Genomic DNA, 19,507 nt, shown 5'->3' with positions numbered 1-19,507 from the left:
ACTGTCAGCATGTCAGTGGCCGTCAGAGCTTGTTACCGGGTTCAGCCGAAACGGTAGCTGGATACAGTCAGCCCGCCAAAAGCCTGGGTCTCATGGTGAAAGCGGTAAGCCGCATCCCCTTGAGCCGCACCGACGGCGACCATGAGCGGCACCAGATGATCCTCACGCGGGTGGGCAATACGGGCTGCAGGCGCCTGCTCCCAGTCCATCAAAGCTTGACGGCGGGCAGCGGGGTCACGCAGGCTCAGGCTCTGGTCCAGCCAGGCATCAAACCGGGCGGACGGTTCGACCCCGCCTGGTCCCATATTGCGCAGGTTGTGATAGCTCAGGCCGCTGCCGATAATCAGCACATCTTCGTCCCGCAAAGCAGCCAGGGCTTCGCCCATGGCGTAGTGCAGGGCCGGGTCGTAGTTGGCGTGAATGGACAGTTGCACCATCGGCACTTTGGCTTGCGGGTAGATGATATACGCGGGTACGAAAGCGCCGTGGTCAAAGCCACGCTCCCTGTCCAGGCGGGTGGGCAGGCCAGCGGCCTCAAGCAAATTACAGACTTGCTGAGCCAACGCCGGATCGCCCGGTGCCGGATAGTGAATCTCGTAAGTGTGCGATGGAAAACCGTAGTAGTCGTACACCATGCTGGGCTGGGGAGCGGCAGCAACCAGCAGGTTTTCCTGCTGTGCCTCCCAGTGCGCGGAGACCATCAGGATCGCTTTTGGGTTGCGTCCCAATTGGCGCGGAATATCCTGCAAGGCAGCACGCAGTGGGGCGTACATGGTTTGCGCCTCGGGCATCCAGGGCCAAGGGCCGCCGCCGTGCGAAATGAAATAGGTAGGCATCGTCATGATGATCTCCGACCCCTGCCCTGGAGGGGCAGGGTGGGGTAAGGGCTTGGTTAGGGTAATCAGTCGGCGCTGCGACCTGCGTCGATGCTCCAGGGGCCTGGGCCGGCAAAGGCCAGATACAGAAAGACAAAGCAGAACAGAACCGCTGCTTCACCGCCGTTCAGGATTGGAGTGGCAAAGGTGCTGGCGCTGGCGTGACCAATGAAGTAAGCAAACGCGCACAGGCCGGATGCGACAAAGGCTGCAAAGCGGGAAAACAGCCCAAGCACCAGCAAGCCGCCCAGAATCAGCTCCAGGATGCCTGCCACGCCATACAGAGAGGCGATTTGCAGGTTGGCAAACATATCCACTTGGGGGACGCCCAAGATCTTGGCAGTACCGTGTGTCAGCAGTAAATAGCCTGTGACGATGCGCAGCAGGCTAAGGATGCGAGGAGTCCAGCTGGAAGTAAGGGCGTTCATGTGTTTTCCTTTGGAAAGTTGACGGTAGCGGTAAAAAAAGCACCTGGCCCGGGGAGTGCCTGAGATTCGATCTCAGCCTGAAGCTGGTCCCGCCCATTCAAGGCCCAGACAGGCATCGGGTTAGCGCTCGTTCAAGCTTAATCAATTACTATCAGGAAATAAACAGCCCTATTTTCATTAGATACTTTCTTATTAGGAAAGCATGGATACTATTCAGAGCCTGCGGGTGTTTCGTGAAATCGTCGCCGCGGGCAGTTTTGCGGCAGCGGCTCAGCGTCTGGACATGTCAGCGCCGATGGTTAGCAAGCACCTGGCCAACCTGGAAAAACAGTTGGGCGCCCGGCTGCTTCATCGCAGTAGTCGTCGTTTGAGTCTGACCGAGCTGGGGCAGACTTACTTCGATTATTGTTTGCAGGCACTGGACACGCTGGAGCGCGGGCAACAAGCCTTGTCGGGCTCCGCGCATCAGCCGCAAGGAGTGCTGCGGCTGACTGCCCCAGTGTGGTTTGCAAACCGCAAAGTGGCGCAATTGCTACAGGATTACCAAACACGCTTTCCTGAGGTGACGCTGGAGCTGAGCTTGAGCAATCACAAGGTGGATCTGGTGGCGGAAGGATTTGACCTGGCCTTGCGCGTCATGCGCGAACCGGCCCCCCATCAGATCGCCCGCCTGATTTGTCCCACCCCTTTTCATCTAGTGGCCAGCCCTGCGTTTGTGGCCCGATACGGCATGCCCCGTAACTGCGCGGACGTGATGCGTTTGCCTGCCATCAGTCCCAGTTACTTGCAGCAGCCCAGTTTCGAGTTTTTGGGGCCGGACGGGCCGGAGTCCTTACGTCTGAATCCTTTTATGCGTTCTGACAATACGAATCTGACCTATTACTGCGCTTTGGGTGGGGCAGGTTTGGCTTACTTGCCGCAATGGCTGGTGATGGACGACCTGGAGTCCGGTCGCCTGGTTCGTCTCTTGCCCGATTACCGTGAAGAGCTGCAACAACTGCATGCAGTCTATGCCAGCCGGCGCTATTTGACGCCTAAAGTGCGCAGTTTTATCGACTTCTTGCTCGAAGAACTGGCCGAACCTGCCAAGTGATGGCTCACAACACGCTAAAATGCTTTTGTCTCTATCTTTTTCATACTCTGTCATGTCGGCCAATAACGATAATCGTCGCAATTTCGTGCGCTTTTCCCTGGAACAGGGAGTGCTGCGCTTTGGGGAGTTCAAGGTCAAGTCTGGACGCTTGAGCCCTTACTTTTTTAATGCCGGCCTGTTCAATACCGGACGCAGCGTGGGGCAACTGGCCCGCTTTTATGCCCAGGCCCTGCTCGATTCGGGCGTGTCCTTTGACATGTTGTTTGGCCCCGCCTACAAAGGCATTCCATTGGCAGCGGCTACGTCCATCGCCCTTGCCGAGCACCCTAAAATCGGTGAGCGTGACGTGCCCTTTGCCTTTAACCGCAAAGAGGCCAAAGATCACGGTGAAGGCGGCACCCTGGTAGGCGCTCCTTTGCAAGGCAAGGTGGTGATTATTGATGACGTTATTACTGCCGGCACCTCGGTGCGTGAATCCATGCAGATCATCAAGGCGGCTGGTGCGCAACCTGCTGCTGTATTGATCGCACTGGATCGCATGGAGCGGGCGGGCAATGATCAGGAACTGTCCGCTCATTCGGCAGTTCAGGAAGTAGAGCAGACCTACGGTATTCCAGTCATCAGCATTGCGTCTTTGGCGGACATCATGGCGGTGCTGGCAGATGACACCACGCTGGCCGCTCATGCTCCTCAGGTCAAGGCCTACCGGGATCGTTACGGCGTCTGATCGTCACACGCAGGTTTGTGTCGGTACTGCACAAAAAAAACACCAGGCCCAAGCCTGGTGTTTTTGTATCCGCTCAGCACTGCATCCAGATTCAGGCATCCAGCTTTTGCTTGAGCATTTCATTGATCTGCTGCGGATTAGCTTTGCCCTTGGCCACTTTCATGACCTGACCGACCAGGGCATTGAAGGCTTTGGGTTTGCCGGCACGGTGCTGCTCAACGATGCTCGGATTGGCGGCCAGCACCTCATCGACCATGGCGGCAATAGCGCCCACATCGTTGATCTGCTTGAGGCCGCGTGCTTCGATGATGGCATCCACATCGCCATTGAGTTCGCCATCCCATTGCGCGGCAAACACGTCGCGGGCAATCTTGTTGGAGATGGTGCCGTCGGCAATACGGGCAATTAACTGGGCCAGTTGGGCCGGGCTGACTTTGGATTGTTCAATGCCAATTTCCTCGCGGTTCAAGGCGGCGGACAGCTCGCCCAGAATCCAGTTGGCAGCCAGTTTGGCATTGCTCTTGGCGCCTGCTTGCAAAATTGCCTCAAAAAAGTCGGCGGTTGCACGGTCCACGGTCAGTTGCGAGGCGTCGTAGCGACTCAGCTCAAACTCCTGCTCGAAGCGGGCCAGTTTTTGTGCTGGCAGCTCGGGCATGTCCTGACGAACCTGCTCGATCCACTCTTCGCTGATAAACAGGGGGGGAAGATCCGGGTCGGGGAAGTAGCGGTAATCGTGGGCATCTTCCTTGCTGCGCATGCTGCGGGTTTCGTCGCGGTCGGAGTCGTACAGGCGGGTTTCCTGGATGACCTTGCCACCGTCCTCGATCAGTTCGATCTGGCGGCGTGCTTCGTATTGAATGGCACGCTCCAGAAAACGGAAGGAGTTGATGTTCTTCAGCTCACAACGGGTGCCAAATTCTTTCTGGCCTTTGGGACGGACTGACACGTTGGCGTCCACGCGGAACGAGCCTTCTTGCATATTGCCATCGCAAATGCCCAGCCAGACCACCAGGCTGTGCAAGGCGCGGGCGTAGCCCACCGCTTCGGCGGCCGAGCGCATTTCGGGTTCGGACACGATTTCCAGCAGCGGGGTCCCGGCGCGGTTCAGGTCGATCCCGGTACTGGATTCGCCGTGGGGGCCCCGGAAGTTTTCGTGCAGGGATTTGCCGGCGTCCTCTTCCAGATGGGCGCGAGTCAGATTAATGGTCTTTTCTTCGCCGTCCAGCATGAAGCTGATGGTGCCGCCACTGACCACCGGGATTTCCATCTGGCTGATCTGATAGTTCTTGGGCAGATCCGGGTAGAAATAGTTTTTACGCTCGAATACGGAGCGTCGCGCAATGCGTCCGCCCACGGCCAGGCCCAGGCGAATCGCCCGTTCAGCTGCGCCACGGTTAAAGACGGGCAAGGCGCCGGGCAACGCCATGTCCACTTCATTGGCTTGTGTATTGGGCAACGCACCAAAACGGGTGCTGCTGCTGGAGAAGATTTTGGATTCGGTCGAGAGCTGGGTGTGGGTTTCCAGCCCGATCACAATTTCCCATTCCATTATTGTTGTCCTGGTTGACGTTGATGCCAGTCGGTGACTTGCTGGAAGCGGTCGGCAAAGGCCAGCAACTGGCCTTCACGGAAGTAGTTGCCAATGATCTGCAGGCCGATGGGTAAGGGGCGTTCGCCCTGACTGAAGCCGCAGGGAACGGACATGGCAGGCAGGCCAGCCAGGCTGACTCCCAGCGTATAGACGTCGCCCAGCCAGTCGGTGGTGGGGTCCTCGATGGTGGCGCCCAGCTTGCGACCCAGAGCGGGCGTGACAGGGCCCAGAATCAGGTCGCACTGCTCAAAGACTTTCTGGAAATCGTCCACAATCATGCGGCGCACGCGTTGAGCTTGCAGATAGTAAGCGTCGTAGTAGCCGTGCGAGAGCACATACGTGCCGACCAGAATGCGGCGCACGACTTCAGGGCCAAAGCCTTCCGAGCGGGAACGCGAGATCATGCTGTTCAGGTCGGTGTACTGGCTGGCGCGGTGGCCAAAACGCACCCCGTCAAAGCGCGACAGGTTGGTCGAGGCTTCAGCAGGGCTGATGACGTAATAGGTGGGAACCGACAGTTCGGTCAAGGGCAGTTGCACCGTGACGCGTTCCGCACCCAGGCTTTCGTAGGTTTTCAGCGCGGCCTCGATCGCATCGGCGATGGCCGGGTCCAGGCCAGGACCGAAGAACTGCGCAGGCACTCCAATGCGCACGCCTTTCAGGGGCTGGCTGCCTCGCGCGTCTTGCTGCGACTGGTGCTGTTCAAATTCCTGACGAATACGGGCTCCAGTATTGGGCTGATCGTCGCAAAATTCCAGGCTGGTGGCGTCTTGCGGGTCAAAACCACACATGGTTTCCAGCAAATCCAGCAAATCGCGCGCGTTGCGGGCGATGGGGCCGGCCTGATCCAGGCTGGAGCCGTACGCGATGATGCCAAAGCGCGAAATCGTGCCATAGGTGGGTTTGATGCCGCTGACGCCGCACAGGGCGGCGGGCTGGCGAATGGAGCCGCCCGTATCGGTGGCGGTTGCCCCGGCGACCAGGCCTGCGGCCACTGCGGCAGCAGAGCCGCCTGAGGAGCCGCCGGGAACCATGGAATGATCCCAGGGGTTGCGCACCGGGCCAAATACCGAGCTTTCATTGCGAGAGCCCATGGCGAACTCGTCACAATTCAGTTTGCCCAGGGAGACTGTGCCGGCTGCCTGCAGCTTGGTGACGACCGTAGCGTCAAAGGGGCTGAGGTAGCCTTGCAGCATTTTGCTGCAGGCGGTGGTCTGCCAGTCCTTGGTGACAAACAGATCCTTGTGTGCGATGGGGATGCCGGTCAGTGGGCCGGCCTTGCCCTGGGCAATCAGTGCGTCTGCGGCATCGGCCTGGGCCAGAGTCAGGTCAGGGTCCTGCTGAACAAAGGCGTTAAGCGCTTTTTGGCGGGCGCTATTGTCCAGCGCATGCTGGGCCAGCTCGCGGGCACTGACGGTTTTGTTGTGCAGAGCGTGGCGTAGCGCTGCAATCGTCGCGAATTCAGGGGTAAAAGACATGGTTTTGCTTTATTCGATGACCGTGGGCACCAGAAACAGGCCATCCTGCTCGGCGGGGGCGTTGCGCATCATGGCCTGGCGGCTTTCGACCGTGCCGGACGGCAGAGCCTTGTCCTCGCGCAGGCGCAGACTGATCTGCTGGCGGGCGGACAAGGGGTGGGCCATTGGCTCAACGCCTTGAGTATCAACGGTTTGCAAAGTCTGGATCAGGCCCAGGATGCGCGTCAAATCGTGCTCGACCTGGGAGGCTTGTTCAGCAGAAAGATCAAGGCGCGCCAGTTGCGCTATACGGGCAACATCCTGTTCAGTGATAGACATGTGGGTGGGTACTGGAAAATGAGTAATAAAAAAAAGCGGAAATCTGTCAGTTAAGGACAGTTTGGCACTTTTACAGCAAATGCGGGGGTTACAGAACTTAACTGACCATTAAAACAGTCCTAATGTAGAGCAATTATAAGTTATCATTGACCGTTTCCTTCCCAGGTATTTTTGAATTCGTTGCCTGGTTCTTGTGCCTGTCGTTCTACGCTTGAGTTCCGCGCCGAATTTACCTGCCTTTTTTCCCCAAACACTTTACACTTTGCGCGCCCATGTTCGGATTCCTACGCAGTTACTTTTCCAGCGATATGGCAATCGACCTCGGTACGGCCAATACCCTTATTTATGTACGCGGCAAGGGTATCGTACTGGATGAACCGTCCGTTGTAGCCATCCGCCATGAGGGCGGACCTAATGGTAAAAAAATCATTCAGGCCGTCGGGCAGGAGGCCAAGCAAATGCTGGGTCGGGTGCCTGGCAATATTGAAGCCATCCGGCCCATGAAAGATGGCGTGATTGCGGACTTTACCGTCACCGAGCAGATGCTCAAGCAGTTCATCCGCATGGTTCACCCACGCAGCATGTTTGCCCCCAGCCCGCGCATTATCGTGTGTGTGCCGTGTGGTTCGACCCAGGTGGAGCGCCGTGCCATCAAAGAATCCGCATTGGGTGCCGGTGCCAGCAAGGTCTATCTGATTGAAGAGCCCATGGCCGCCGCAATCGGTGCGGGCCTGGCGGTCTCTGATGCCAGCGGTTCCATGGTGGTCGATATTGGTGGTGGTACCACCGAAGTGGCCGTCATCTCCCTGGGCGGTATGGTTTACAAGGGTTCGGTGCGCGTTGGTGGCGACAAGTTCGACGAAGCGATTATCAACTACATCCGCCGTAATTACGGAATGCTGATTGGCGAACCCACGGCCGAGCTGATCAAAAAAGAGATTGGCTCTGCTTTCCCCGGCACCGAAATTCGTGAAATTGAAGTCAAGGGTCGCAATTTGTCCGAAGGGGTGCCACGTAGTTTCACCGTTTCGTCCAACGAGATTCTTGAATCGTTGACCGACCCCCTGAATCAAATTGTCTCTGCGGTTAAAACTGCGCTGGAACAAACTCCTCCTGAGCTGGGTGCGGACATTACCGATAAAGGTATTGTCCTGACCGGCGGGGGTGCCCTGGTTCATGACCTGGATCGTCTGTTGCAAGAAGAGACCGGCCTGCCTGTGGTGGTGGCTGAAGATCCTCTGACCTGCGTGGTACGGGGTTGCGGCGAGGCTCTGGAACATCTGGAGCGTCTGGAGTCCGTATTTATTTACGATTGATCTTTGCTTGGGCTCCACGGCGTGGTCTGCCAGTGGAAGGCAAGCGATCGAGTGTTTGAGTAATGCGAGAACAAGGCTCCATCCGGCTATTTAGGCGCGGCTCATCCGCTGAGCTGCGTCTGGCCGCTCTTTTGGTGCTGGCGGTGGGCTTGTTGATTACGGATGCGCGTTTTGCGGTGCTCGAACCGGTGCGGCAGGCTGTCGCTGCTGTTCTGTACCCTTTTCAGCGTGTCATGCTCGCTCCCCGTGATCTGGTCACTTACTTCAGCAGCTGGACGGATGCGGCCTCAACTGCCCGTTCCGAAAAAGAAGCCTTGCAACGCCAGCGTATCGAGCTGGCTCAGCTCTCCACCCATGCCGCCCAGCTGTCTGCCGAAAACGAGCAATTGCGCCGTCTACTGCAGGTGGCTGATGCCGTGACGCAACCGTCGGTAGCCGTGGAAGTGCTGTATGAGCCGCCCAACGGGTATGCCCGCCATCTGATCTTCAACAAAGGCTCTTCCAGCGGCATTCGCCCGGGCATGCCGGTAATTGATGAGGGCGGGGTGGTGGGCCAGGTGGTGCGTGTCACGCGTTTTACCTCAGAGGCGGCCTTGATTACCGACGACAAGGTGTCGGTACCGGTGCAGGTGCTGCGCAACGGCCTGCGTCTGATCGCTTTTGGGGGCAATCCGGGCGGCAAGGTGGAAGTGCGGTACCTGACCAGCGATGTGGATCTGGAGCCCAACGACACCCTGATTACCAGCGGGATCGGGGGCTTGTTTCCTGCCGGCTTGCCCGTGGGTATCGTCAGCAGCATTGAGCGCGATGACGCCTCGGGCTTTGCCCTGGCCTTGGTCACGCCTTTGTCGCATCCTGAGCGCTACCGCCATTTTCTGATTTTGCTGGTGCCCGAGAGCGAGCGCCCGCTTGAACAGGACGAAGCCCATGACGCGCCGCGTTGAGTCCCCCGACACATCCAACCGCACAAGCCGGGCGTCCAACCTGAGCAGCCTGCAGCCCATCGACAGCAGCCCCTTCTCGCGCGCGTCCAGCCCCTGGCTGGTCTGGGGATCGATTCTTTTGATGTGGCTGGGCTCCATGTTGCCTTGGCGACTGTTGCCGTTTGCACCGGACCTGCTCATGCTGGTGCTGGCTTTTTGGGCGGTCCATGAGCCACGTCGTGTCCCCATGTCCCTGGCGTTTTTTCTGGGCATTTTGGTTGATGTACACGATGGCAGCCTCTTGGGCGAGCATGCGCTGACCTATATTCTGGTGGTGTACGGCGCCTTGCTGTTACGCAAGCGCATTTTGAATTTCGGCATGTGGACCCACTTTTTGCACATGGCAATCGTCATGCTGCTGGCCCAGTTGCTGGTGCGCGTCCTGCACGCCTGGCTGGTGGGGGAGTGGTCCGGCTGGCAGTGGGCGGGCGGCACCTTGCTGACCGCCGCCCTGTGGCCCCTGGCCGATAGCGTGCTGTTCCTGCCGCAGCGGCGTCTGGACGAGTCCGACTCCGGTTCGTCCTGACGGGATGGGCGGCCATGTTTGAATTCAAAAAAACCTCGCATCAGTTGCGCCAGCGCATTCTGTTTCGTGCGCTGGTTGCGGCTGTTCTGGCTTGCGTTCTGCTCGGGGTGCTGGGCGTGCGCCTATGGTATTTGCAGGTGGTGCGCTATGAAGGTTTTGCTGCCCGAGCCGATCAGAACCGTATTGCCGTCATCCCGATCACTCCCCGACGTGGCGAGATTCTGGACCGCAATGGCGAGGTTCTGGCCCGCAATTATCGCGACTACACCTTGTCGGTGGTACCGGCCAGCCTGACGGAACCGGTCGATGACATGCTGGATCGTGTCGGGGAACTGGTGGCGCTAAGCCCCCGTGACCGTCGCCGATTCAAGCAGGGTGTGGCACAAAACAGCCGGTATTCCGAAATCTTGCTACGTAATAATCTGAGCGATGATGAAGCCGCCTGGTTTGCGGCTCATGCCTTCAAGTTTCCGGGTGTGAACTTGCAGGCTCGCTGGGTGCGCGAGTATCCGCAGGGCGAGGTAGCGGCGCATGTGCTGGGTTATGTGGGGCGCATTTCGGAGGCCGATCAACAGCGCCTTGAGGAAACGGGTCAAACGGGCAACTATCGCGGCACGCAGGTGATCGGCAAAAAGGGCATTGAGAAAACCTGGGAAAAAACCCTTCATGGCCGCACCGGCATCGAGGAAGTGGAAGTAGCGGCTTCGGGTCGGCCCGTACGCACCTTAAGCCGTGTGGACCCGGTGCCAGGTGCCAGCCTGCGTTTGTCTTTGGATATCGGCCTGCAGAAAATGGCCGAGGGCCTGTTCGCGGGACGCCGGGGTGCTTTGGTAGCCATTGAGCCCAGCACCGGCGAGGTGTTGGCCTTCGTTTCGGCCCCTTCGTTTGATCCGAACTTGTTTATTGACGGTATTGACGTGGAGAACTGGCGCAAACTGAATGATTCGCCCGATCACCCACTGATTAATCGTCCCTTGTATGGCACTTACCCCATCGGCTCTACGTACAAGCCCTTTGTGGCTCTGGCTGCCCTTGAGACAGGCAAGCGCAAGGCAAGCGACCGTATTTCCGACCCCGGCTATTTCGAGTTTGGCGGGCAGCGTTTCCGCAATGCAGGGGGGGCGGTGTATGGTTCTACCGATATGCACCGTGCGCTCGTGGTGTCCTCGGATACGTATTTTTATTCCCTGGGGCCGGAAATCGGAGTCGACAATCTGCACGACTTCATGAAACAGTTCGGCTTTGGACAAAAGACCGGGATTGACCTGGACGGTGAGCGGCAAGGCATACTGCCGTCGACTGAGTGGAAGCGTAAGGCCTATCGCAAACCTGCCCAGCAGCGCTGGTATGCCGGAGAAAGTATTTCGGTGGCAGTGGGGCAGGGCTACAACTCTTTTACCGTGTTGCAGCTTGCTCATGCCACCGCGGTGCTGGCCAGCAATGGCATCGTCAGGCCACCGCATTTGGTTACCCAGACCCTGAACCCCCATGATCCGGAAATTGAACAGCCGGTGCGCATTGATGCCAAGCTGATTCCCTTGAAGCAGGCGAATGTGGACGTCATCAAGCGCGCGCTGGTGGATGTCGTGCGTCTGGGAACCGCCCGCCGCGCTTTTGCCGGGGCAGCGTATCAGGCCGCCGGCAAGACAGGGACCGCTCAGGTCTTTAGCTTGCGAGGCGCCAAGTACAACGCCAACGCCATTGATGAACGCTTGCGTGATCACGCCTTGTTCATGTCTTACGCGCCGGCCGACAACCCCAAGATTGCGGTTGCCTTGATTGTGGAGAATGCGGGTTGGGGCGGATCAGTGGCTGCGCCTATTGTGCGCAAGGTTTTTGATTACTGGTTGGTGGAGCGAGGGCAGATGCAATGAAGCGGATTTTGCAACTGGGCCTTCGCGCCGTCTCCGCCTTTGACTGGCCTTTGTTGCTCCTGCTGGTCTTGATGGCCGCGCTGGGCATGACGGTCATGCATTCGGCAGTGGGCGGGACTGACTGGCGTTTTGCCGATCAGGTGCGCAATTTCCTGCTGGCATTTGGGGTAATGTGGGTGGCTGCCCTGATCCCGCCAGCGATGTGGATGAAGCTGGCGCCAGTGGTGTATTCCGTGGGCGTGGTGTTGCTATTGGGTGTGGAGTTTTTTGGCGAAACCAGCAAAGGCGCAACGCGTTGGCTGGACCTGGGGGTGGCGCGGATTCAGCCCTCGGAAATGCTCAAGATTTCCGTTCCTTTGATGCTGGCCTGGTATTTTCACCGTTACCAGCGGCCCAGAATGACCCTGCTGGATTTTCTGGTGGCCGGCATTTTGCTGATGATCCCTTTTTTGCTGATCGTGCGGCAGCCGGATTTGGGAACGGCTTTGCTGGTGTTCGCCGCTGGCTTTTGCGTGATTTATTTTGCGGGCCTGTCCTTCAAGCTGATTGTTCCCATCGTGGTGGTACTGGTGCTGGGCATCAGCGCCTTGCTGTATTACGAAGACTATATTTGCGTGCCCGATCTGGATTGGGTCGTTTTGCACGACTATCAGAAACACCGGGTTTGCACATTGCTGAATCCGGGCAGTGACCGCTTGGGCCGCGGGTTTCACACCATCCAATCCATGATTGCGATTGGTTCCGGAGGCGTGTACGGCAAGGGTTACATGATGGGCACCCAGTCTCATCTGGATTTTGTGCCCGAGCGCACGACCGACTTTATTTTTGCTGTATTTGCAGAAGAGTTCGGGCTTTACGGCGGCATCATGCTGCTGGTCTTGTATGCCCTGCTTATTTTGCGTGGCCTGTCGATTGCCGCAGGAGCGCATACCCAGTTCAGTCGTTTGCTGGCGGGTTCCATGGCCATGATGTTATTTGTCTATGTGTTTGTAAACATAGGCATGGTGACGGGGATTTTGCCCGTGGTGGGTGTGCCTTTGCCCTTCCTGAGTTATGGCGGTACGGCGTTGATGACCCTGGGCGTGGCCTGCGGGATGTTGATGAGTATCAGCAACGATAAACCGGCCCGCCCGGCCTAAGGGCGTTGACGGCGGACTATTGTTGCAGACTTGGCCGGGGGCCAGCCAAGCCCCCGGGCCCTGTCAGCTCAAGATCAATTGCTCACTGTTCTTGCCCTGATACAAACCGAGCAGCAGCTTGCGGACAGGGGCCGGCAAGGCTGTTTGCTCCAGCGATTCATGATCATGCCATTGTTGGCCTGCAGTCGGCTCTGCCAGGAGAGTCTCATCTACGTGCAGCAGCCAGGGCGTGATGTGCAGCTTGAAATGCGAGAACACGTGCTGGAATGAAGCCAGCGCCACAGCTTTCTTACCGGACCAGCGCAGCGCGGCAGCGTGCAGGCTGCTGGCATCGTCAAACTGGGGCAGGGTGAGCAAACCACCCCAGATGCCCTTGTCGGGTCGCTGCTCCAGCAGAACCTGACCATTGAGCTCCAGAATCAATAGATGGGCATAGCGCTCGTCCTGGCGGATACGCTCTTTGGGGCTGGGTAGATCGGACTGCACCTGATGGGTGTGGGCATAGCAGTCGCTTTGCAGTGGGCAGAGGCTGCAGGTGGGCTTGCTGCGGGTACAGCATTGCGAGCCCAGGTCCATCAGGCCTTGTGTGTAGGCGGCCATGTCCAGATCGGCCGGGGCCAGTTCCACCATCTCATCGGCCTTGGCCCATAAGGCATTTTCTACGGCCTTTTTCTGCGTGGGACCATAGATCCCGAAATAGCGTGTAAAAACCCGTTTGACGTTACCGTCCATGATGGGGCTGCGTTCGCCAAAGCAGAATGCAGCGATGGCACAGGCAGTAGAGCGGCCTATGCCTGGCAGGGTGGCTAGATCAGCGGCGGTGGCGGGAAAGCGGCCCCCCCACTTTTCCATGACCTCGCGGGCACAGCGGTGCAAATTGCGGGCGCGGGCGTAGTAGCCCAGGCCTGCCCAGTAAGGCATGACCTCGTCCTGCTCGGCCGCAGCCAAATCCTGAACGGTGGGGAAGCGTTCCAGAAAGCGCGCATAGTAGCCCAGCACCGTGGCTACCTGGGTTTGCTGCAGCATGATTTCGGACAGCCAGACGCGATAAGGATCTTGCGTGTTTTGCCAGGGCAGATGGTGGCGGCCGGAAGTTTTTTGCCAGGCCACCACTTTTTCGGCCAGGTTTTTGGGGCAGGGTTGGGGAAGTGACATCAATATTGGGTACTACGGGTAACAGACCAGCGAGCTGCCAGTGCGCCCAGAATGGCGACCAAAACCGCAGCCGTCAGTAAAAGAGAAAATTCCGGCAGCCGGAGCGTAAATTGCACGCCGTAGCTTTGGGCCAGGCTGGAGAGCGCCTTGTTCAGGGGCGTTAGCGCCAGCAGGGCCAGTCCACACGCCAAGGCGCTGGCCAGCAAGCCTGTCAGCGCGCCCATATATAAAAAGGGGCGACGCACGAAAGCCTCGGTTGCCCCCACGAGGCGGGCCACGGCAATTTCTTCACGCTGGTTCAGGGCTTGCAGGCGCACCGTATTGAACACGGTGGCAATGACCACCACGCCGACGCCGGCCATCAGAATCCACAAACCGATGCGGATAAAGCTCAGAATCGCGGCAAGGCGTTGCACCCACTCACTGTCGAGCAGCACGCTATCGACTCCCTCACGGCCTTGTAGTGCCTGGGCAAGCGAATCGGCGCGCGTCACCAGATCCGGAGTTTCATGCAGCGTCAGCACAATAGCGTGGGGCAAGGGATTGCTGGGTAGCGCGTCTAGGGCTTGCGTCCAACTGGGGTTGCTTTGCAGTTGCTTCAGAGCCTGCTCTTTGCTGACCAGCCGGATGTTGGCCAGTTCGCTCTGAAATTCTTTGCCCAATGCCTGGCTGAAGGCCTGAGCCTGCTCCAGGGTGCTGTTCTGTTTCATGAACACGGTCATTTCGGGCGAGGTGGGGATTTCGCGCACGACCGGTTGGGCGGCCAGCAGGATGCTGGCACCCAGAACCGGGACAGCCAGGGTCAAGGCAATGACCAGCAGATTGGACAGCGATGAAAAGGGCTGCACTTTGAGGCGACGCAGTGCGACCAGAAAGGCATATTGATGGTGACGCAGCCAGGTTCTCATGCCAGCACTCCTGGGTGATCGGAAAAGCGACCATCCTGAATCAACAGGGTACGACGGGCGTAGCGGGCCATGAGGTTCAGATCGTGCGAGGCGATCAGGGTTGTGACCCCCACCCGGTTAAAGTCCATTAAGACGTCCATGATACGTTTGGCATTATCGGCGTCCAGATTCGCCGTGGGCTCGTCAGCGATCAAGATGGCTGGCCGATTCACAATGGCGCGCGCAATTGCCAGCCTTTGCTGCTCTCCGCCGGACATTTCCACCGGCTTCAAATCTTCTTTGCCGCGCAGGCCAACTTTTTCCATCGCAGCCCGGGCCCGTGCCTGGGCGATGCGAGGCTCCAGCCCCACGACTGCCAGTGGCAGCAGTACATTGGCCAGGGCGCTGCGATCTTGCAGCAAATGTGTATCTTGCAGCACTACGCCCACCGCACGTCGCAGGTAGGGCCGCGCACGCGCAGGAAGTTTATCCAGCCGGTGCCCGTTGACCTGGACAGAGCCCCGACTGGGCAGCTCCAGACCACCGATCAGGCGCAGCAAAGTGGATTTCCCTGCTCCCGACGGGCCCGACACAAAAATGAATTCGCCGTTATCAATACGGAAATTAATATCGGCGAGAATATTTTTACTGCGGCCATACGATTTAAAAACGTGTTGGAACTCGATCATCGCGACGCACAATTAAAGAGGAGTCTGCTTGGAAAGCCCCCGGCAAAAGAGGGCGGGAGCCCGCATGAAAATGTCGGCGTAGGTCAACGCAATTATCAGGCTGTCAGAGGGAAACCCCCGATTTGTGTTTGTACAGACTGGTTCTACGATTGGACACCACAGCTTAGCTGCAATTGTAATCTGCATCCATTTACCAAAAGTAAACAGGAGGTGATATTCCATGACCTTAGTGAAAACCTTGGCATGTAGTGTTGCGTTGATGGCCCTGGCCGCCAATGCGCAGGCGGGCGAAACACTGGACGCGGTAAAGAAGAAAGGCTTTGTGCAGTGTGGTGTCTCAACGGGTATTGCTGGATTCTCGCTGGCCGACAGCAAGGGGGTCTGGTCTGGCATCGACGTGGATATGTGCAGTGCGATCGCCGCTGCTGTGTTTGGGGATGCGAAAAAATACAAGGTAACGCCTTTGACTACCCAGCAGCGCTTTACGGCCTTGCAATCGGGTGAAGTGGATGTTCTGACTCGTAATACCACCGCGACAATCTCGCGCGATACGACCTTGGGCTTGGTCAGCACTGGCATTAACTACTATGACAGCCAGGGCGTCATGGTGAAAAAGAATCTGGGGGTGAAAAGTGCCAAAGAGCTCGATGGGGCCGCTATTTGCGTACAGCCGGGCACAACCACTGAGCTGAACCTGGCTGATTGGTTCCGCGGTCAGGGGATCAAGTTCAACCCTGTGGTGATCAATAACCCGGAAGAGGCCATGCGCTCTTTCACTTCTGGGCGTTGTGACGGCTTTACCAGTGACAAGTCCCAGTTGGCTGCCGTGCGCGCGGCTCAAACTACACCGGAGGAATTCGACATCTTGCCCGAGGACTTTTCCAAAGAGCCGTTGGGGCCTTTTGTACGCCAGGGCGACGACGACTGGTTTACCTTGGTGCGCTGGACTCTGAATGCGATGCTGGAGGCCGAGGAGTATGGCATTACCAGTGCCAATGTGGATGAAAAGACCAAGAGTGACAATCCTAACGTCCAGCGTATTCTGGGCGTGTCCGGCGAGCTGGGCAAAGGCTTGAAGCTGGATAACAAGTGGGCCTACAACATTATTAAACAGGTCGGCAATTACGGTGAAAGCTTCGAGCGTAACCTGGGTAAATCCACGCCATTGAAGCTCGAGCGCGGTTTGAATGCACAATGGCGCGATGGTGGGGTGATGTACGGCTGGCCAGTGCGTTAAGATTTCGATCTTCACTGTTTGTTGTTGCGTCTGGCTTTGGCCAGACGCGCGCCACCTCGCAGGGCTACGCGTAGTGCTGCATCCATGGGTTTTACGCTATGGCACAAAATAAACCTGCCACACCAGCCACGTCCAGACGGCGCCTGTCCTGGAATGATCCGTTTACGCGCGGCATTATTTATCAGGTGCTGATCTTGGGCGTGCTGGGCTTTTGTGTGTGGTATCTGGTCTCCAATACCTTACACAATCTGGCCGTTCGCAATATCTCCACCGGCTTTGATTTTCTGCATCGAGAGGCAGGCTTTGCGATTGGCGAATCGGACCTGGCCTACTCGCCCTCCGATAGCTACGGGCGGGCCATTCTGGTTGGCCTGGTCAACACGCTTAAAGTCGCGGTCATAGGCATCATTGCCGCCACTGTCTTTGGGACCTTGCTGGGCATTGCGCGGCTCTCCAAGAACTGGTTGGTGTCCCGACTGGCGGGCGCGTATGTGGAAGTGATGCGCAACGTGCCTTTGCTGCTGCAATTGTTCTTCTGGTACGCCCTGATTACCGAAACCCTGCCCGGGCCGCGGCAGGCCTTGAATCCGATGTCTGGCGTGTTTTTATCGAACCGGGGGTTGAAGCTGCCCACCTTGCAGGGCGACGCAATGGACTGGATCTTCGTAGGTCTGGGCATTGCCGTGGTGCTGTGGGTGCTGATGGCACACTGGGCACGGCGTCGTCTGGAGCGAACCGGCGTTCCTTTTCCCACCCTTCGCGTGGGTGTGCTCCTGTTGTTCTTGATACCGGCTCTGGCCTTGTTCATCAGTCCCACGCCCCTGGCCCTGGACCTGCCGCGTTTGCAAGGGTTCAACTTTGTGGGGGGCGTGACCGTGTCGCCCGAGTTTGCCGCCTTGCTGGCCGGTCTGATTACCTATACCTCAGCGTTTGTGGCGGAGGTGGTGCGCTCGGGTATTCAGTCCGTGGGCAAGGGGCAGTGGGAAGCCGCTCAGGCATTGGGCTTGTCCCGTGCGCGCATGATGCGTCTGGTCGTCCTGCCTCAGGCATTGCGTGTGATCGTGCCTCCCATGACCAGCCAGTACCTGAACCTGACTAAAAACAGCTCGCTGGCTGTTGCCATTGGCTATCCCGATATTGTGTCTGTGGTAAATACCACCCTGAACCAGACCGGGCAGGCGATTGAGGGCATTTTGATCATTATGGCGGCCTATTTGACGGTCAGCTTGTCGATCTCGGTCTTCATGAACTGGTACAACAACCGTATTGCCTTGGTGGAGCGCTAAATGAGTCATACGCCTACATCCACCGTAAGCGGGCCGCCCCTTCTACAGACGGGTATTTTGGGCTGGCTGCGTCAGAATCTGTTTTCATCCCCGTTAAATGCGATTTTGACAGTCCTGTCGGCCTGGCTGCTCTTGTTGACGGTGCCCGCCACGATCGACTGGCTGTTCATCAAGGCCAACTTCGATGCGCAAACGGCTCAGGACTGTCGTGCCAGTGCCGGTGCCTGCTGGGCTTTTATTCGGGAAAAGCATCGTCTGATCCTGTTTGGCATCTACCCTTATGACGAGCAGTGGCGCCCTTTGCTGGCGACTATCCTGTTGACCTTGCTGATCGTGTGCAGTTGCATACGCTGGTTCTGGAAGCCCTGGCTACCTTTGTTGTGGCTGGCCGGCCTGACAGTGGTAGGCATTCTGATGTGGGGCGGGGTGCTCGGCCTGAGCTATGTGGAAAACAGCCTGTGGGGCGGCTTGCCGCTGACCCTGATCCTGGCAACCTTCGGTATCGCGTTTGCATTTCCTTTGGGCGTGTTGCTGGCCTTGGGAAGGACGTCCCGCCTGCCTGCTGTCAAGGCTGTATGCGTGGTCTACATTGAGCTGATTCGCGGTGTGCCGCTGATCAGTCTCTTGTTCATGTCCTCGGTCATGCTGCCTTTGTTCATGCCCGAGGGCTTTAACATCGACAAGTTGCTGCGCGCCCAGATTGCCATCATTTTGTTTGCCGCTGCCTATATTGCCGAAACCGTACGTGGCGGTTTGCAGGCAATTCCCAAAGGGCAATACGAGGGGGCTGCCTCCCTGGGTTTGAGCTATTGGCGCACCATGCGTCAGATCATCTTGCCCCAGGCACTCAAGATCGTGATTCCGCCGCTGGTCGGCATTTTCATTTCCCTGTTCAAGGACACTTCCCTGGTGGTCATTATCGGCATTTTCGATCTGACCCAGGCGGCCAAAGTGGCCCTGGCCGATTCGGCCTGGCGCGGGTTCAGCCGGGAAGCGTATCTGTTCATCGCACTGATTTATTTTGTGTTCTGCTACTCCATCTCTCGCTACAGTCGTTCCCTGGAGCGACGTTTGCAAACGGGTTATGAACGCTGACACAGGCGGCAAAGCCTTGGCTCAAATCCGATGCTTTGCCGGCCAGACAAGGAGTTTTGCATGGCAGACGCCATTATTCAGCTAAAGAACGTCAATAAATGGTATGGGCAGTTTCATGTGCTGCGCGATATCAATCTGGAAGTGGCTGCGGGCGAGCGCATTGTGATTTGCGGACCGTCCGGCTCGGGCAAGTCCACTCTGATCCGGTGCATTAACCGGTTGGAGGAGCATCAGCAAGGCCAGATTATCGTGGCGGGCGAAGAGCTCACCAATGATCTTCGCCAGATCGAGGCCATCCGGCGCGATGTGGGCATGGTGTTCCAGCACTTCAACCTGTTTCCGCACCTGACCGTGATGGAGAATCTGACCCTGGGGCCCATATGGGTACGACGTAAAACCAAGGCACAGGCTCAGGAACTGGCCATGAAGTATCTGGAGCGGGTCCGTATTCCGGAGCAGGCCCACAAGTATCCCGGTCAGCTTTCGGGCGGGCAACAGCAGCGTGTGGCCATAGCCCGCTCCTTGTGCATGGAGCCTAAAATCATGTTGTTCGATGAGCCTACCTCGGCCCTGGACCCTGAAATGGTCAAGGAGGTGCTGGAAGTGATGGTTGAGCTGGCCCACACCGGCATGACCATGTTGTGCGTGACCCACGAGATGGGTTTTGCGCGTAAAGTGGCCGATCGGGTCATTTTTATGGATCAGGGTGAAATCATCGAGCAAAATACGCCTGATGAGTTCTTTGACTCGCCACGTAATGAAAGAACGCGCGAGTTCCTCAGCCAGATCATTCATTAAGATCGATGGCTG

General features: G+C 57.8%; 19 protein-coding genes. 11 read left to right on the top strand and 8 right to left on the bottom strand.

Features of this window, described 5'->3' with window-relative positions; translation table 11 throughout:
* Nucleotides 1-41 precede the first annotated feature (41 nt).
* Together ACOZ42_RS14435 and ACOZ42_RS14430 are read right to left on the bottom strand one after the other, a co-directional pair.
* Entirely contained in the window at nucleotides 42-842 is an 801-nt protein-coding gene (locus ACOZ42_RS14435; protein ID WP_219235133.1) for a DODA-type extradiol aromatic ring-opening family dioxygenase, read from the bottom strand.
* Between the two features lie 59 nt (nucleotides 843-901).
* Nucleotides 902-1,303: a DoxX family protein gene (locus tag ACOZ42_RS14430; protein ID WP_003801958.1), complete on the bottom strand. Its 402-nt coding sequence runs from the start codon at nucleotides 1,301-1,303 to the stop codon at nucleotides 902-904.
* Between the two features lie 202 nt (nucleotides 1,304-1,505).
* On the opposite strand from ACOZ42_RS14430, the gene ACOZ42_RS14425 reads away from it, so the two are divergent.
* Both ACOZ42_RS14425 and pyrE read left to right on the top strand, forming a co-directional pair.
* Nucleotides 1,506-2,396 carry a LysR family transcriptional regulator gene (locus ACOZ42_RS14425; RefSeq protein ID WP_131070923.1) on the top strand — a complete coding sequence of 297 codons (891 nt, stop codon included), beginning with the start codon at nucleotides 1,506-1,508 and terminating at the stop codon, nucleotides 2,394-2,396.
* A 52-nt stretch (nucleotides 2,397-2,448) separates the two neighbouring features.
* Nucleotides 2,449-3,123, top strand: a complete 675-nt coding sequence (gene pyrE / locus ACOZ42_RS14420; RefSeq protein WP_426345295.1) for an orotate phosphoribosyltransferase — start codon at nucleotides 2,449-2,451, stop codon at nucleotides 3,121-3,123.
* A 91-nt stretch (nucleotides 3,124-3,214) separates the two neighbouring features.
* Here the strand turns inward: pyrE and gatB are convergent, their stop codons facing one another.
* The 3 genes from gatB to gatC are packed head-to-tail and all read right to left on the bottom strand — an operon-like array spanning nucleotide 3,215 to nucleotide 6,510.
* Nucleotides 3,215-4,672, bottom strand: coding sequence for an Asp-tRNA(Asn)/Glu-tRNA(Gln) amidotransferase subunit GatB (gene gatB, locus ACOZ42_RS14415; RefSeq protein ID WP_003801953.1), 1,458 nt, complete (start codon nucleotides 4,670-4,672; stop codon nucleotides 3,215-3,217).
* Nucleotides 4,672-6,192 carry an Asp-tRNA(Asn)/Glu-tRNA(Gln) amidotransferase subunit GatA gene (gene gatA / locus ACOZ42_RS14410; protein WP_426345294.1) on the bottom strand — a complete coding sequence of 507 codons (1,521 nt, stop codon included), beginning with the start codon at nucleotides 6,190-6,192 and terminating at the stop codon, nucleotides 4,672-4,674. The genes gatB and gatA overlap by 1 nt, the downstream gene beginning before the upstream one ends.
* Nucleotides 6,193-6,201: 9 nt before the next feature.
* Entirely contained in the window at nucleotides 6,202-6,510 is a 309-nt protein-coding gene (gene gatC, locus ACOZ42_RS14405; RefSeq protein ID WP_003801948.1) for an Asp-tRNA(Asn)/Glu-tRNA(Gln) amidotransferase subunit GatC, read from the bottom strand.
* Nucleotides 6,511-6,782: 272 nt separating this feature from the next.
* On the opposite strand from gatC, the gene ACOZ42_RS14400 reads away from it, so the two are divergent.
* From ACOZ42_RS14400 to rodA, 5 genes are all read left to right on the top strand, one after another.
* A complete protein-coding gene (locus ACOZ42_RS14400; RefSeq protein ID WP_003801946.1) occupies nucleotides 6,783-7,826 on the top strand; it encodes a rod shape-determining protein in 1,044 nt (347 codons plus the stop codon).
* 62 nt (nucleotides 7,827-7,888) lie between these two features.
* Nucleotides 7,889-8,770, top strand: coding sequence for a rod shape-determining protein MreC (gene mreC, locus ACOZ42_RS14395; RefSeq protein ID WP_131070922.1), 882 nt, complete (start codon nucleotides 7,889-7,891; stop codon nucleotides 8,768-8,770).
* The gene (gene mreD / locus ACOZ42_RS14390; protein WP_131070921.1) at nucleotides 8,754-9,335 is read left to right on the top strand and encodes a rod shape-determining protein MreD; all 582 of its coding nucleotides are present in this window, start codon (nucleotides 8,754-8,756) and stop codon (nucleotides 9,333-9,335) included. Before mreC ends, mreD begins: the two co-directional genes overlap by 17 nt.
* A 14-nt stretch (nucleotides 9,336-9,349) precedes the next feature.
* Entirely contained in the window at nucleotides 9,350-11,209 is a 1,860-nt protein-coding gene (mrdA, locus tag ACOZ42_RS14385; protein WP_003801940.1) for a penicillin-binding protein 2, read from the top strand.
* A complete protein-coding gene (gene rodA, locus ACOZ42_RS14380; protein ID WP_003801938.1) occupies nucleotides 11,206-12,348 on the top strand; it encodes a rod shape-determining protein RodA in 1,143 nt (380 codons plus the stop codon). The genes mrdA and rodA overlap by 4 nt, the downstream gene beginning before the upstream one ends.
* A gap of 63 nt (nucleotides 12,349-12,411) precedes the next feature.
* Here the strand turns inward: rodA and mutY are convergent, their stop codons facing one another.
* Genes mutY through ACOZ42_RS14365 form a run of 3 tightly spaced genes read right to left on the bottom strand, consistent with a single transcriptional unit; the run spans nucleotide 12,412 to nucleotide 15,079 of the window.
* Complete coding sequence (mutY, locus tag ACOZ42_RS14375; RefSeq protein WP_426345293.1) at nucleotides 12,412-13,503, bottom strand: A/G-specific adenine glycosylase; 1,092 nt, start codon at nucleotides 13,501-13,503, stop codon at nucleotides 12,412-12,414.
* On the bottom strand, nucleotides 13,503-14,411 hold the full coding sequence (locus ACOZ42_RS14370; RefSeq protein WP_059318245.1) for a cell division protein FtsX: 909 nt from the start codon (nucleotides 14,409-14,411) through the stop codon (nucleotides 13,503-13,505). Before ACOZ42_RS14370 ends, mutY begins: the two co-directional genes overlap by 1 nt.
* Nucleotides 14,408-15,079: a cell division ATP-binding protein FtsE gene (locus tag ACOZ42_RS14365; RefSeq protein ID WP_003801931.1), complete on the bottom strand. Its 672-nt coding sequence runs from the start codon at nucleotides 15,077-15,079 to the stop codon at nucleotides 14,408-14,410. Before ACOZ42_RS14365 ends, ACOZ42_RS14370 begins: the two co-directional genes overlap by 4 nt.
* A gap of 220 nt (nucleotides 15,080-15,299) precedes the next feature.
* On the opposite strand from ACOZ42_RS14365, the gene ACOZ42_RS14360 reads away from it, so the two are divergent.
* The 4 genes from ACOZ42_RS14360 to ACOZ42_RS14345 all read left to right on the top strand — a co-directional run bounded on the left by ACOZ42_RS14360 (nucleotide 15,300) and on the right by ACOZ42_RS14345 (nucleotide 19,495).
* Complete coding sequence (locus ACOZ42_RS14360) at nucleotides 15,300-16,316, top strand: amino acid ABC transporter substrate-binding protein (RefSeq protein ID WP_003801927.1); 1,017 nt, start codon at nucleotides 15,300-15,302, stop codon at nucleotides 16,314-16,316.
* Nucleotides 16,317-16,414: 98 nt separating this feature from the next.
* Nucleotides 16,415-17,602 (top strand): amino acid ABC transporter permease, encoded by a 1,188-nt coding sequence (locus tag ACOZ42_RS14355; RefSeq protein WP_426345292.1) that lies wholly within the window; start codon nucleotides 16,415-16,417, stop codon nucleotides 17,600-17,602.
* Nucleotides 17,603-18,697 (top strand): amino acid ABC transporter permease, encoded by a 1,095-nt coding sequence (locus tag ACOZ42_RS14350; RefSeq protein ID WP_336580122.1) that lies wholly within the window; start codon nucleotides 17,603-17,605, stop codon nucleotides 18,695-18,697.
* Between the two features lie 60 nt (nucleotides 18,698-18,757).
* On the top strand, nucleotides 18,758-19,495 hold the full coding sequence (locus ACOZ42_RS14345) for an amino acid ABC transporter ATP-binding protein (RefSeq protein WP_003801924.1): 738 nt from the start codon (nucleotides 18,758-18,760) through the stop codon (nucleotides 19,493-19,495).
* Nucleotides 19,496-19,507: the final 12 nt, after the last annotated feature.

Origin of the sequence: Alcaligenes sp. HNGD-HTN06 (genome assembly GCF_049932565.1) — a bacterium.
Taxonomy (GTDB): domain Bacteria; phylum Pseudomonadota; class Gammaproteobacteria; order Burkholderiales; family Burkholderiaceae_B; genus Alcaligenes; species Alcaligenes ammonioxydans.
The sequence above is the reverse complement of the archived record's forward strand: the minus strand, read 5'-3'. Positions and strand labels throughout refer to the sequence as shown.

Coding starts and splice junctions, on each gene's coding strand:
- ACOZ42_RS14365 (WP_003801931.1), bottom strand. CDS start 15,079: ATGATCGAGTTCCAACACGTTTTTAAATCGTATGGCCGCAGTAAAAAT.
- ACOZ42_RS14350 (WP_336580122.1), top strand. CDS start 17,603: ATGAGTCATACGCCTACATCCACCGTAAGCGGGCCGCCCCTTCTACAG.
- mreD (WP_131070921.1), top strand. CDS start 8,754: ATGACGCGCCGCGTTGAGTCCCCCGACACATCCAACCGCACAAGCCGG.
- ACOZ42_RS14370 (WP_059318245.1), bottom strand. CDS start 14,411: ATGAGAACCTGGCTGCGTCACCATCAATATGCCTTTCTGGTCGCACTG.
- ACOZ42_RS14425 (WP_131070923.1), top strand. CDS start 1,506: ATGGATACTATTCAGAGCCTGCGGGTGTTTCGTGAAATCGTCGCCGCG.
- gatA (WP_426345294.1), bottom strand. CDS start 6,192: ATGTCTTTTACCCCTGAATTCGCGACGATTGCAGCGCTACGCCACGCT.
- gatC (WP_003801948.1), bottom strand. CDS start 6,510: ATGTCTATCACTGAACAGGATGTTGCCCGTATAGCGCAACTGGCGCGC.
- mreC (WP_131070922.1), top strand. CDS start 7,889: ATGCGAGAACAAGGCTCCATCCGGCTATTTAGGCGCGGCTCATCCGCT.
- gatB (WP_003801953.1), bottom strand. CDS start 4,672: ATGGAATGGGAAATTGTGATCGGGCTGGAAACCCACACCCAGCTCTCG.
- mutY (WP_426345293.1), bottom strand. CDS start 13,503: ATGTCACTTCCCCAACCCTGCCCCAAAAACCTGGCCGAAAAAGTGGTG.
- ACOZ42_RS14435 (WP_219235133.1), bottom strand. CDS start 842: ATGACGATGCCTACCTATTTCATTTCGCACGGCGGCGGCCCTTGGCCC.
- ACOZ42_RS14400 (WP_003801946.1), top strand. CDS start 6,783: ATGTTCGGATTCCTACGCAGTTACTTTTCCAGCGATATGGCAATCGAC.
- ACOZ42_RS14355 (WP_426345292.1), top strand. CDS start 16,415: ATGGCACAAAATAAACCTGCCACACCAGCCACGTCCAGACGGCGCCTG.
- rodA (WP_003801938.1), top strand. CDS start 11,206: ATGAAGCGGATTTTGCAACTGGGCCTTCGCGCCGTCTCCGCCTTTGAC.
- ACOZ42_RS14430 (WP_003801958.1), bottom strand. CDS start 1,303: ATGAACGCCCTTACTTCCAGCTGGACTCCTCGCATCCTTAGCCTGCTG.
- ACOZ42_RS14360 (WP_003801927.1), top strand. CDS start 15,300: ATGACCTTAGTGAAAACCTTGGCATGTAGTGTTGCGTTGATGGCCCTG.
- pyrE (WP_426345295.1), top strand. CDS start 2,449: ATGTCGGCCAATAACGATAATCGTCGCAATTTCGTGCGCTTTTCCCTG.
- mrdA (WP_003801940.1), top strand. CDS start 9,350: ATGTTTGAATTCAAAAAAACCTCGCATCAGTTGCGCCAGCGCATTCTG.
- ACOZ42_RS14345 (WP_003801924.1), top strand. CDS start 18,758: ATGGCAGACGCCATTATTCAGCTAAAGAACGTCAATAAATGGTATGGG.